This window comes from Salicibibacter cibi, from assembly GCF_016495865.1.
GTDB lineage: Bacteria > Bacillota > Bacilli > Bacillales > Marinococcaceae > Salicibibacter > Salicibibacter cibi.
The window spans coordinates 296,230-308,712 of sequence record NZ_CP054706.1; the positions used below are offsets into that span (position 1 = coordinate 296,230).

A 12,483-nucleotide genomic window follows, 5' to 3' on the forward strand; every position below is an offset into this window, starting at 1 on the left:
GAGGAATACCCATTGATCTCATTTTCGCCTACCGAAGATGAAACAGCATTCGTTGATGTTGCCGAAGGATTTGCGAAAGACGTTATTCGCCCCAAGGCAAGGGAGTGTGAAAAACATCGAGCAGTTGATGAAGCGATTATCGCGAAAGCGGAGGAGATTGGCGTAGCCTCCCTTGAATTTCCCGAAAGTTGGGATGGACTTGAATTGCCTTTAATTTCCCAGGTGCAAATGTTTCAAACCCTCAGTTACGGGGACTTGGGAATTGTGCAAGGCTTGCCGGGCGCCGGCGATGCGGCCTCTATCATTCGGATTGCGGAAAAAAACCCAGTGCTTGAAACTTATAAGGAAGCAGGACGGGGAAGGTCTTGGCCGAATGTTGCGTTCATTGATGCCTTTGATCTCGGACAACCGTGGGCCGAGGAGTTACAAATCAGCAAAAATGGCGATGGTTATACGTTATACGGTGTTTCCCGCCCTGTACGTTTGGGCGTAGGCGCCGAATATGTGGTTGTGGCCGCTGTTGATACAGACAATGAACCGGTAGTGTTATGGCTCCATAATACGCTGGGAGGTGACCGTTGGACGGCAGCAGAAGGAGATTATCGCCTCGGACTGCTGAGCGCAGGCCTTGCCAGGCTTCAATTTAATCATGCCGAGGCGCACGCTAATGAAGTTATCGCCACAGGCGATGAAGCCCGAAGATTGATTACCGGGGCGCAAACGCGCATTCGGATATTACAGGCAGCAAAAGCTGTTGGCTTAATGCAAGCCGCGCTCGAGTATGCCACGGAATACACAGCGGAGCGCAAGGCGTTCGGCAAAACGATCGCGCAATTTCAAGGGGTTTCATTTAAAATCGCGGAAATGGCGATTGAAACGAAAATTGCAAATCACCTCGTTTTGGAAGCGGCAACAAAAGCGGACGCAGACAAGAACGATGCCGTTGAGATGTCATTGCGGGCATTATATCGCGCCCATCGTTCCTCGCTTTTCGTTACGGACGCAGCTGTGCAACTCCTCGGTGGCCATGGATTTGTCGATGAATTCCCGGTGGAGAAATGGGCACGTGACGCCCAGGCACAAGCCAGTCTGTATGGCAGGGAGCATGATTTGCTTACTCGCCGCGGCGAACAGATTGTAAATGGAGCAACAGGGGCGAAGAAGGGAGTTTTGCAATGATCTCGTTTGAGTTATCACCACAACAAAAGCAAATTCAGCAAATGACCCATTGGTTCGCAAAAAATGAAATTCGGCCCATTGCGATGGAAGCGGATCGCCTTGAACGTGTCCCGGATGATTGGCTGGATAAAGTGAATAAAATGGGAATTCACTTGAACACGTCATCGTTCGGCGGTGGCGGCGGAAAAGACAAATCCTCCAAAAAGAAAAAAGAAAAAGAAGGCAACCGCATGGGTGTCCTCGCGACTGAGGAGATGGCATGGGGCTGTCCGGCAATCGCCCTTTCGCTTCCCGGTGCCGGTCTTGGAGGGCCGCCCGTGCAAAGCAGCGGCACTCCTGAACAAAAGGAACGCTTCTTGACCATTTTCACAAAAGATGAGCCACGCTGGGGTGCCTACGCATTGACGGAGCCGGAAGCCGGCTCGGATGCATCGGGCGTACGCACATCTGCCGAGAAAGTGGATGGCGGATACGTGTTAAATGGCCAAAAAATCTTCATTACCAATGGAGGACGCGCGTCCTGGGTCGTCGTGTTCGCCACTGTTGATCCAAGCCTTGGCCGTTCCGGGCAGCGGGCGTTCGTTGTTGAAAAAGGAACGCCGGGATTCTCGTGCACACGATTGGTCCATAAAATGGGGCTTCGGGCAAATGAGACAGCGGAATTGTTATTGGAAGATTGCTTTGTCCCTTATGAAAACCTTCTCGGCGGAGAAGAACTGTATGAGCAAAGCAGCAGCAGTTCAAGTCCGTCCGGGTTTCAAGTGGCGATGAAAACGTTCGACAGTACCCGTCCAATTGTTGCGTCAATGGCTGTTGGCATTGCCCGTGCCGCTTATGAATATACGGTCGATATTGTGCAAAGGGAATACCCGAAACAAGGCCGTTACTATCACTTGGCAGCGGAAACGTTGGCAGAAACAGAGCAGGATATTGATGCCGCAAGATTACTCACATGGGAAGCGGCCTGGAAAGCGGACGTTGGAAAAGAAAACGCCAAAGAAGCAGCCATGTGTAAAGCGTACGCCGGGCAAATGGCACATGATGTCACCGTGAAATGCCTGGAACTTCTGGGTCCTGTCGGTTTGGATGGGCACATTGTCGAGAAGCTTTTCCGCGATGTGAAAGTTTTCGATATTTTCGAAGGAACCAATGAAATCCAACATCTCGTAACCGCCCGACGTCAATATCAACCTTATGGCGTCAGGGTTTAGGGAGTGAACAATATGGCTTACGAAACCATTCAAGTGGAGAAAAAAAACAAAGGTGTCACGTGGATTACCATCGATAATCCTCCCGCCAATGCTATCGGGGATCAATTGATGGAAGAACTCGTGAATGTGGCCGATGCACTGGAAAAAGACAAAGACGCTCGCGTTGTCGTCCTTACGTCTGCACATGAAAAAACGTTTCTTGCAGGCGCAGACTTAAAAGGGATGATGCAAGGCAGCGGCAAAGGAGAAAGTGTCGCAGAAAAAAGCGGAAGAATGCAAGCCTGTTTTGACCGATTTGCTACACTCGAGAAACCGGTTGTCGCCGCCATTAATGGTCACGCCCTGGGCGGAGGTTGCGAATTGGCACTTGCATGTGATTTCCGGGTCATGTCCAAAGGGAAGATCGGTTTAACGGAAACCAACCTCGGCTTGCTCCCGGGAGCCGGTGGCACACAACGGATGACTCGCTTGTTGGGTCGTGCAAAAGCAACGGATTTGATTTTTAACGCCAAGCGGCTCGAGCCTGAAGAAGCGCTTGAAGTCGGATTGATCAACCAAGCGGCTGCTCCGGAAAACCTTAAGACGGAAACGACGGTGTTTGCCGAACACTTGGCCGAAGGTGCAATTCAAGCAATGGGGTTGGCGAAACGCGCCATCAATGTAGCTGAAGGCCCGATCGGAGATGGGCTGAAAGTCGAAGCAGAAGCGTTTGCGGAAACATTGAATACAGGGGAACCAGGCGTTGGAATTCAAGCTTTTTTTCAAAAGAAAAAACCTAATTTTATTAAATGATGTAGCAACTTAGCATAAAGGTGGGATTTGCATGTCTTCTTGGGATAACTTATTGGAAGGGAAAGTAGCGGTCGTAACAGGCGCTTCCCGGGGACTTGGGCGAGCAGATGCATTGGCTTTGGCCGAAGCCGGGGCCGATGTCGTGATCACCGACATTCTTATGGAGTCAGATGAGGAAAGCTCATCAAAAGCAAAGGAATACGGAGCGATTGCACAAGTCATGCAAAGTACGAAAGTGGTGTATTCCGAAAAAACCTCCGAGGAAATTCGTGATATGGGACGTCGTTCCGTAGCGATGAAAATGGATGTTACAGATGTTGATGAAATTAATGAAGTTTTTAAAAAGATCTATGAGGATTTCGGCAAAATCGATATTCTCGTTAACAACGCGGGAACGGTTGATCATGTTTCAAAAATTGAAAAACAAAATGATGATTTATGGCAACGGGACCTCCAGGTGAACTTGACCGGCTCTTATAACTGTACGAAAGCGGTCTGGCCGTACATGAAAGAGCAGGAATACGGTCGCATCATTAATATGGCTTCGATCGTCGGAATAAATGGAGGATTCGGCCAGGCCAGCTATGCGGCCACAAAAGGCGGGCTGCTCAGCTTCTCGAAAAGCATGGCTTTGGAAGGTGCGAAACACGGCATTAACGTCAACGCCATTGTCCCCGGAATTATCGGAACGGAAGCCTTCAAAATGGGCAATAAAAAAATGAACGACCGCATGGTTGAACGTACGGCGTTTAAACGCCCGGGCGAACCGAATGACATCGCCAATGCCATCACCTTCCTCGTCTCGGACAAAGCCAAGTACATCACCGGTGTCGGCCTGAACGTGACCGGCGGAATTGACCTGTTTACATTCTAATTCGAGCATACGAAATACGTTTGTTTTTCCGTATACAAAGGAGGGTTCTTCATGACAGAAGCAGTCATCGTCGATGCGTTACGAACACCCGTCGGGCGCAAAAAAGGGTCACTGTCGCAAATGCATCCTGTCGATATACTCGTACCGGTGCTTCAGGAACTAGTAAATCGGAACAACATTGAAGCCGGTGAAGTCGAGGATGTCGCCACTGGCTGTGTCACCATGATCAAAGAGCAAGGCGGTAATATCGGACGCCAGGCTGTATTGGCAGCCGGCTTTCCGGTTGAAGTGCCGGCCTACTCCTTGAACCGCATGTGTGGTTCAAGTCAACAATCGCTCAATTCCGCGGCTCAGGAAATTATCGCCGGAGACGCTGATGTCGCCATCGCGTGTGGAGTTGAAAATATGACGAGTATTAAAATGGGGACGGACATGGGCAAATTCAGCAAGGATTTGACGAAACGGTTCAACATCGTTCCTCAAGGATTGTCCGCGGAAATGATCGCGGAAAAATGGAACCTGGAACGTGAAGAACTCGATGAATTCTCGCTGGAAAGCCATCAACGGGCTGCCAAAGCGACTGATAACGGGGCATTCAAACGGGAAATCATTCCGCTGGAAGTGAAAACGGAAGATGGCAAGCAAACCCTTGACCAGGATGAAGGGATCCGCAGGGAAACATCCATGGAAAAACTCGCCGGTCTCACGCCCTCCTTCAAGCCGAAAGATGGGGTCGTCACCGCCGGTAATGCAAGTCAGGTCAGCGACGGCGCGTCAGGTGTCTTGCTCATGTCGAGGGAAAAAGCCAAAGCATCCGGCTTGAAGCCTCGTGCCAGAGTTATTGCTCGGGCGGTTGTCGGTGAGGATCCGGTGATCATGTTGACCGGGATTATTCCGGCGACACGAAAAGTATTAAAAAAAGCGGGATTGAGTCTGAATGATATGGATGGCATCGAAGTCAACGAAGCGTTTGCCTCTGTCGTAAAAGCGTGGGAACGGGAATTTGAACCGGAGATGAGTAAGGTGAATCCTCGCGGGGGCGCGATTGCTCTTGGGCATCCGCTCGGCGCCAGTGGCACGAAATTGACAGCGACTCTACTCAATTACTTGGAAGATACAGATGGAAAATATGGGCTGCAAGTGATGTGTATCGGTTTTGGTATGGCGACGGCAACGATTATTGAGCGACTGTAAATCAAAAAACCTTAAGGAGGCATTGACAATGGCAGAGATGACGCAAAGCACGGAAAAAGTTTTTCAAATGATTGACGCGGCGTTGAAAACAGATCCTTCGGCAACCGAAGACGCCGAAGGCGTGTACCAGTTCAACCTCACCGGTGATGACGGCGGGACGTATCAAATGATTATCGAAAGTGACAGTGCCCGTGCCGTGAAAGGCGAAGAAAAAGAACCGGACTGTACGCTGGAGATAACAGCAGATGATTATAAGAGAATGGTCGCGGGTACGCTCAACCCGACCGAAGCTTTTATGGGCGGGCAGCTGACGATTGACGGTGACATGGGCATGGCGATGAAACTGCAAACCGTGCTCAACACGTTCTCTTTTTAAGGCCAAAAGGTGGGAAGGTCGACTTCCTTCCCAATTATTTAAAAAGCATGAGTATTTTTTAGAAAAAATGTTTCATAACCTTATAGAAATGAGGGGAAAAAATGGCACAACACGAAAAATTCCAAACGGTAGAAAGCCAATTGAATTGGAATGCACCAATGTACAAATTGTATGAAAAGGCCAAAAATAATTACTGGGACCCAGCCAAAATTGATTTTAGCCAAGACCAAGAAGATTATCAGAGCATGTCCTCCATGGATCGAATGTTTGCCTTGCCGCTTGTAGGTGCTTTTGCCGCGGGAGAAGAAGCAGTCACCCTTGACATTTTGCCGATGCTCGAAGTCATGGCTCGACAAGGTCGTCTCGAAGACACGATGTTTTTAACCACTTTCTTGCATGATGAAGCAAAGCACACGGAAATGTTTTCTCGCTGGCAAACAGCGGTTGGCGTCGCGGACTTGGATCTACACAACTTCCATAATGATGATTACAAACGCGTTTTTTATCAAGAGTTACCGGAGAAGATGGATCGTTTGAAGACCGATGACTCTCCGGAGGCTGTGATTCGCGCCGCGACAGTCTATAACATGATTGTGGAAGGCACCCTTGCGGAATCGGGGTATCACGCGTTCCGGCAAATCTTTAAAGAAGCGGGTTTGATGCCAGGCATTTTGGAAGGCATCGACTTGTTGAACCGCGATGAAGGCCGCCATCTTCAATTTGGCATTTTCACTATTCAACGCCTTGTGGCCGGCAACGACAAGCTGTTTAGAGTCTTTCACGATTATATGGATGAATTATCCCCTTACGCGTTTGGGTTTGTTGATTATTTAACCGGTTTGTTTGAGGAGACGAGAAAGCATGAATGGGTCGATATGACATTAAAAGTGGATCCGAACTTGATGAAAGAGTATGCGCGCAGTCAATTTGACACTCGCAAAAGCAAAATCGAACGGGCACGAAAATATGAAAGCGGTGCCGAATTGGAAGCAGCGGCGACAAAACAATAAAACGGGAGGAGGCTCAAAGTGGCTGTATTCAATAATGAAGAAGAGATCTATGAACTTATCGGGGTTTTTTGGCAGGTAAGGAAGTATAAATCAACTTTCTTACCTGCATAAGTGCAACTAAGGCTTTCTTTTATAAAAGCTTGGCGAAAAGCCAAGTTTTCTAAAAGAAATCAAGAACAGTGGACCGATTCGGGAAATGATGCAAATGCTTTCCCCGGATGATGGATACGATGCTTATTGCCAGTTCGTGTACACTGGTCCCGAAGGAAAAGTAACCTTTTACGAAAGGGAAAATCATCCATTCGAAATGGAATTGGGAGAAACAGACTAAAGTGCGGAACTCAAGTTCACGCAAGATGCGGATATTGGGCTGCAATTTTGGCTCGGGGAGTTGAATTTGCAACAAGCAATGGCCCGCCAACAGATCAAAGCAGAAGGACCGCTTGCGAAAGCGCTTAAAGCATTGCCGCAAATTGAGAAATGCACCCCATGTTCAGGGCGTATTTAGAGAGAAACGGCAGAGAAGACGTTTTAGCCATAAAAAATTAAAAAATGGAGTGGAGAGAAGCCCCATCATCAACATTCAGGCAGCACCGAAAAAAGTTATAAAGTTAGGAGGTGCCGCATCTTGAACGATAATGCCATTGACCTCTATGATATAACCATTATTGGCGGAGGACCTGCAGGTTTGTTTACCGCGTTCTACGGGGGAATGCGCCAGGCAAAAGTGAAGATTATTGAGAGTATGCCACAACTGGGCGGGCAACTTTCTGCTCTCTATCCCGAGAAGTATATATACGATGTTGCCGGTTTTCCGAAGGTTCGCGCTCAAGACCTTGTCGACCATTTGGTTGAACAAATGCAAATGTTTGAACAAACCGTTGCGCTTGATCAATCCGTAGAGAACGTCAATAAGCTGGACGATCAGACATTCCAAATTGAAACCGATAAAGAGACGCATTACTCGCGGACGGTTATTATTGCCGCCGGTGTCGGCGCCTTCCAACCTCGCAAACTCAAAATCGAAGAAGCCGAACAATATGAAAACAGAAATCTCCACTATTTTGTTGAAAATCTGGGCGCTTTCAAAGACAAAGAAGTCCTTATTTGCGGAGGTGGAGATTCTGCTGTTGATTGGACGCTAATGCTTGCCAATGAAGCAAATGTTACGCTTACGCATCGTCGTGATAAATTTCGCGCGCATGAGCATAGCGTCGCCGAATTACAATCGGCTCCCGTCAACTTGCACACGCCTTTTGAAGTGAGCGAACTTCGAGGCAATGGTGAAAAAATTAAACAAGTCGTCCTACAAGAAGTAAAGGGGACGGATCAAAAAGTAGTTAACGTTGACAATGTAATTGTAAACTATGGCTTTATTTCATCTCTCGGTCCCATTAAAACGTGGGGACTCGATACGACAAAGAACTCTATCATCGTAAATTCTCGCATGGAGACAAATATCGAGGGGATTTACGCAGTCGGGGATATTACCTCCTTTGATGGCAAGGTAAAGCTGATTGCTACCGGATTTGGCGAAGCTCCGATGGCTGTTAGTAACGCCAAAGCCTATATTGACCCTAACGCTCGCTTGCAACCCGGGCATAGTACGCATATGTTTTAGTCGGTGTGAAAAATGCAGCATTTATTTGTAATTTATTCCTTAAGGAACGTATGGTTGAGGTGAGAAAAAGATGGCATTTGTCATTACATCCCCGTGCGAAAATGAAAAAAATAGCTCTTGTGTTGATGTATGTCCGGTCGATTGCATCGAAGAAGGAGAAGAGATGTTCTATATTGATCCGGATATTTGTATAGATTGTGGTGCGTGCGAGACGGTTTGTCCGGTGGAGGCTATTTATCCTGAAGACGAAGTGCCTGAACAAGAAGCAAAGTACATCGAAATCAATCGAAACTACTTTTAGCAGATAAGGGAGGTCTTCGCCATAAAAGCTTGTCGAAAAGCCAAGTTTTCTAAAAAGATGAAGAAATGGATTGGAGAGAAGCCCGACACAATATACAGGAGGGCTTTCGATGGACCCGAATAATTTAGTGGAGATGTTAAGTCAAACCGTTAATCGTTATCCGGACGAAGAGGCATTAATGTGGAAACAGAGCGGCAGTTACACGAGTATGACGTACCGGGAATTCTGGAAGACAATCCGCAATGTAGCGTCCGGTTTGCATCGGCTTGGCGTGAAGCCGGAGGACAAAGTGGCCATTTTGTCAAAAAGCAGTCAGAGCTGGGCGATTTCCGACTTTGCCATTGCCAGTATAGGGGCGATTAGCGTTCCGGTTTATCCGACACTTCCATCCAACCAGGTTTCATATGTTCTGAACAACGGGGACTGCACGGTTGTCATTGCCGAAGATGATGAACAGTTGCAAAAATTCAAGGATGAGAACACAAAAGTCCAACATTCGATTGTAATGAAACCCGGCTCAGGTTTCACCTCCACTGACAACATTTCCTCTTTTTCTTCTCTGGAAGGAGACGGTGCCAATCATCCTTTGAAAGATTGGGAAGAGCAGTGGAAGGCGATTAAGGGTGACCAGTTAATGACAATCATTCATACGTCCGGTACGACTGGTCCTCCCAAAGGGGTTATGCTTACCCACGACAATTTCCTGAGTCAAATGAAAGCCATTCAATTTTGGGTGATCGAATTAAGAGCGGAAGATATTCACCTCTCGTACCTTCCGCTATCGCACGTGTTCGAACGAATGGCAGGACATTTTATGCCTCTTATGGCCGGAACGACAATTGCTTACGCCGAAAGCATTGATACGATTCAGGATAATTTGCAAGAAGTGAAGCCGACGATCATGACGAGCGTGCCGCGTCTGTTTGAGAAAGTGTACGCGAAAGTGGTCGATCAGATTGAAAGCGGTTCACCGATGAAACGAAAAATTTTCAATTGGGCGGTTGATGTCGGGAAAGAAAGATATGATTACTATGTAAATACGCCCGTGCATGAGTTGGTGCTTCAACCAATGCCGAAAAAGCTCCAAAGCAAAATGGCTCGCGCCGACCGCTTGGTGTATCAAACAATTAAAGAACGGCTTGGCGGCAAAATGCGCGGGATGGTCGTGGGCGGCGGAAGCCTGAATCCTGACATTGCCAAGTTTTTTTGGTCACTTGATATTCCAATACTGGAAGGATACGGCTTAACCGAGACATCCCCGGTTGTGACGACAAACCCGATGACAAGAGCCAAAATTGGGACGACGGGAAAACCAATTCCTGGTTGCAGAGTGCGTATCGCTCCCGATGGAGAGGTACTCGTAAAGGGGCCCAACGTCATGCAAGGCTATTATAAAAATAAGGAAGCAACGGACCAAGACATCGTGGACGGTTGGCTTTATACCGGAGACATCGGAACATTCGATGAAGAAGGCTATTTGAAAATCATCGACCGAAAGAAACGGATTCTCGTATTGTCCACCGGGAAAAATGTAGCCCCGGCTCCGATTGAAAGCGCGATCAATGAAAGCCGTTATATCGAATTTGCCGCTGTGATCGGGGACGGCCGTAAATATGTATCCGCGCTTGTCACTCCGGATATGGAAAACCTGCTTCCGTGGGCGAAACAACAAGGAATTCAAACCGTATCGAGAGTGGAACTGTGCGCACGTGACGACGTGCAACAACTGTTGATGGATGAAGTTGCGCGTCAAACGCAATCTTACGCTGATTACGAAAGGCCTAAGAAGGTGGTCACCATTGGTGATGAGTGGACCGTCGATGGCGGAGAATTGACCCCGAAATTATCACTGAGAATGAAAAATATAGAGGAGAAATATAGCGAACACATTGAAAGAGCGTACGATGAAGCGTCCACCTCTGCAAAAGAAGTAGCTGCAGAAGCACAATAGGCGATAACACGAGGAGGGGGAGAAACACGCCATGGCTGTTTTAAAGGAGAGAGAAAGAAAAGCGAAAACAGCTGACATCCGTGCCGAAATCGAAAAAGAAAAAGCGAAAATAACCATTGGGAATCGACGCAGAAAAATCTTTTCCGTATTTGCAAAACACGGATTAACATATCTGTTCAAAGATACTTTAAGTTGGAAGCTGGCAGGAAAGCAAAAGCGTAGCCAACAAGAAGATGAACACCTCAGACAGATCGGTGCGCGCATGCGCACCGCGTTTGAGGAACTTGGCCCAACATTTATTAAACTTGGCCAAGTTTTGGTTACCCGCCAAGATTTGCTTCCTGCTCCGATCACACAGGAATTGGAAAAACTACTCGACAAGGTACCTCCAATTGGATACGATTATATTCAATGTATCGTCGAAGAAGAATTACCCGAAGGGGTGGATCGATTCGCATGGATTGATGAGACACCGCTTGGATCCGCTTCGCTGGGGCAAGTATATAAGGCCGGACTAAATGACGGGACGACAGTTGCTTTGAAAGTTGTGCGTCCGACTGTGGAAAAATTATTTCAAACCGATATCACTGTGATTAAAAAAATAACCGCTCTTATGCAAAAGCGATTGTCCCCGGAATTGGCTGCCGCTCTTGACCTCGGCGCATTGGTTCGGGATTATTACAGCAGTGCGATGGATGAACTCGATATGGTGGAAGAATCCCGCAAAATGAATGAAATGGCGAAATACCGTAATACCACTTCTCACGTAGACTATCCGTGTGTTTATGATGCGACGAAAAACGTCTTGATGATGGAACACATTGATGGTTGGCTCATTAAAGATTATCCGGTAGATTTTTTGACCTTTGAGGAACGGATGAACATCATGATTGACCTCATCCACCTTTATATTCAGCAAATGATGGACGGGCATTACCACGCCGATGCCCATGGTTCGAACATCATGATCGATAAGCACCGGAAAAAAGCGATTGTCATCGACTGGGGTATGACCGGACGGATGGACAGCGTCATGGCCCATGTGTTGATGAGGGTGATTATGCATATTCAATCCAACCAGACCGAAGACGTTGCGGAAGTGTTTATGGAGCTCATGTCCCCGACGATTTATACCGATCCTACGAATCTGAAGGACGAGTTGAGAAGCAATGCGCTTCATTATGTGAACACTGCGCAAGGAAGTGACCGCTACAATTATGGAAGGCTCGTGATGGAATCGACGGGGATCGGAATTAGAAACTATTGCAAAGTGCCAAATGCTTTGGCGCTATGGGCGAAAGGCTTTTCCGCAACAGAAGGTGCAGCACGTTGGATCTGTCCGGAGATCTCGTATGGACAAGTTGTGGAAGCGTATGAAGTTCCCATTTTAAAAAGCATCCTTGGAAAACGGTTCAATTACCGTACGAACGCAAGCTTTGTGGCGGAATCGTCCAAATTGGCATCCACGCTTCCGCGCCGTGCAAATCGAGTGCTGGAAAACCTTGCAGACAACAATGTTCATATGAACACCCAACTGCAGCCTGATCCCGTGATGCGCAATACCCTCAATCAAATGGCCAACCGATTGGCACTTGCTTTCGTTACGTTTGCGCTTATTATAGCGAGCAGCATTGTGATGAGCAGTGTGCCGGAGGGCACATTTCTGGGATTGTCAATGGAAGCGATCGCGAATATAGGGTTAGGCACGTCCATCGTAATGGTCGTTTTTATGTTTGTGCGATTCATTCGCACGCGAAAACACCGATCTCTTTTATAGTGACCCCCGTCATATGTTGGGGTCCTATAGTAATAGATACGTCATATGTAGGGTGTTCATCTATCGTCGTTAGTGATATGTTATGAACAAGAACAAGGGGATTCATGCTCCTTCGAGTGGGGCATCAGAAAATGAAAGCGTTAACAAATGAAGAGCGGACCATGGTATCTCGCTGAAATGGGAGGGGAGAAATAAAG

The 12,483-nt window shown here is 47.7% G+C and carries 11 protein-coding genes; all 11 read left to right on the forward strand.

The window, feature by feature from the left end; all coding sequences use genetic code 11:
• Nucleotides 1–12 precede the first annotated feature (12 nt).
• The 11 genes from HUG20_RS01520 to HUG20_RS01570 all read left to right on the forward strand — a co-directional run bounded on the left by HUG20_RS01520 (nucleotide 13) and on the right by HUG20_RS01570 (nucleotide 12,286).
• On the forward strand, nucleotides 13–1,179 hold the full coding sequence (locus HUG20_RS01520) for an acyl-CoA dehydrogenase family protein (RefSeq protein WP_200087236.1): 1,167 nt from the start codon (nucleotides 13–15) through the stop codon (nucleotides 1,177–1,179).
• On the forward strand, nucleotides 1,176–2,390 hold the full coding sequence (locus tag HUG20_RS01525; RefSeq protein WP_200087244.1) for an acyl-CoA dehydrogenase family protein: 1,215 nt from the start codon (nucleotides 1,176–1,178) through the stop codon (nucleotides 2,388–2,390). Before HUG20_RS01520 ends, HUG20_RS01525 begins: the two co-directional genes overlap by 4 nt.
• Before the next feature lie 12 nt (nucleotides 2,391–2,402).
• A complete protein-coding gene (locus HUG20_RS01530; protein WP_200087246.1) occupies nucleotides 2,403–3,182 on the forward strand; it encodes an enoyl-CoA hydratase/isomerase family protein in 780 nt (259 codons plus the stop codon).
• A 31-nt stretch (nucleotides 3,183–3,213) separates the two neighbouring features.
• Complete coding sequence (locus HUG20_RS01535) at nucleotides 3,214–4,056, forward strand: SDR family NAD(P)-dependent oxidoreductase (RefSeq protein ID WP_200087248.1); 843 nt, start codon at nucleotides 3,214–3,216, stop codon at nucleotides 4,054–4,056.
• Between the two features lie 51 nt (nucleotides 4,057–4,107).
• The gene (locus HUG20_RS01540) at nucleotides 4,108–5,250 is read left to right on the forward strand and encodes a thiolase family protein (protein ID WP_200087250.1); all 1,143 of its coding nucleotides are present in this window, start codon (nucleotides 4,108–4,110) and stop codon (nucleotides 5,248–5,250) included.
• A gap of 28 nt (nucleotides 5,251–5,278) precedes the next feature.
• A complete protein-coding gene (locus HUG20_RS01545; protein WP_246476492.1) occupies nucleotides 5,279–5,626 on the forward strand; it encodes an SCP2 sterol-binding domain-containing protein in 348 nt (115 codons plus the stop codon).
• Nucleotides 5,627–5,727: 101 nt separating this feature from the next.
• Nucleotides 5,728–6,636, forward strand: a complete 909-nt coding sequence (locus HUG20_RS01550) for a R2-like ligand-binding oxidase (protein WP_200087252.1) — start codon at nucleotides 5,728–5,730, stop codon at nucleotides 6,634–6,636.
• Between the two features lie 628 nt (nucleotides 6,637–7,264).
• Nucleotides 7,265–8,257 carry an NAD(P)/FAD-dependent oxidoreductase gene (locus tag HUG20_RS01555; protein ID WP_246476493.1) on the forward strand — a complete coding sequence of 331 codons (993 nt, stop codon included), beginning with the start codon at nucleotides 7,265–7,267 and terminating at the stop codon, nucleotides 8,255–8,257.
• A gap of 70 nt (nucleotides 8,258–8,327) precedes the next feature.
• Entirely contained in the window at nucleotides 8,328–8,558 is a 231-nt protein-coding gene (locus HUG20_RS01560; RefSeq protein ID WP_200087254.1) for a ferredoxin family protein, read from the forward strand.
• 109 nt (nucleotides 8,559–8,667) lie between these two features.
• Nucleotides 8,668–10,509: an AMP-dependent synthetase/ligase gene (locus tag HUG20_RS01565; protein ID WP_200087256.1), complete on the forward strand. Its 1,842-nt coding sequence runs from the start codon at nucleotides 8,668–8,670 to the stop codon at nucleotides 10,507–10,509.
• 31 nt (nucleotides 10,510–10,540) lie between these two features.
• Nucleotides 10,541–12,286 carry an AarF/UbiB family protein gene (locus HUG20_RS01570; RefSeq protein WP_200087258.1) on the forward strand — a complete coding sequence of 582 codons (1,746 nt, stop codon included), beginning with the start codon at nucleotides 10,541–10,543 and terminating at the stop codon, nucleotides 12,284–12,286.
• Nucleotides 12,287–12,483: the final 197 nt, after the last annotated feature.

Excerpts from the sequence above, each read along its gene's own strand:
- HUG20_RS01565 (WP_200087256.1), top strand. The coding sequence starts at position 8,668 with ATGGACCCGAATAATTTAGTGGAGATGTTAAGTCAAACCGTTAATCGT.
- HUG20_RS01525 (WP_200087244.1), top strand. The coding sequence starts at position 1,176 with ATGATCTCGTTTGAGTTATCACCACAACAAAAGCAAATTCAGCAAATG.
- HUG20_RS01550 (WP_200087252.1), top strand. The coding sequence starts at position 5,728 with ATGGCACAACACGAAAAATTCCAAACGGTAGAAAGCCAATTGAATTGG.
- HUG20_RS01540 (WP_200087250.1), top strand. The coding sequence starts at position 4,108 with ATGACAGAAGCAGTCATCGTCGATGCGTTACGAACACCCGTCGGGCGC.
- HUG20_RS01560 (WP_200087254.1), top strand. The coding sequence starts at position 8,328 with ATGGCATTTGTCATTACATCCCCGTGCGAAAATGAAAAAAATAGCTCT.
- HUG20_RS01545 (WP_246476492.1), top strand. The coding sequence starts at position 5,279 with ATGGCAGAGATGACGCAAAGCACGGAAAAAGTTTTTCAAATGATTGAC.
- HUG20_RS01535 (WP_200087248.1), top strand. The coding sequence starts at position 3,214 with ATGTCTTCTTGGGATAACTTATTGGAAGGGAAAGTAGCGGTCGTAACA.
- HUG20_RS01570 (WP_200087258.1), top strand. The coding sequence starts at position 10,541 with ATGGCTGTTTTAAAGGAGAGAGAAAGAAAAGCGAAAACAGCTGACATC.
- HUG20_RS01530 (WP_200087246.1), top strand. The coding sequence starts at position 2,403 with ATGGCTTACGAAACCATTCAAGTGGAGAAAAAAAACAAAGGTGTCACG.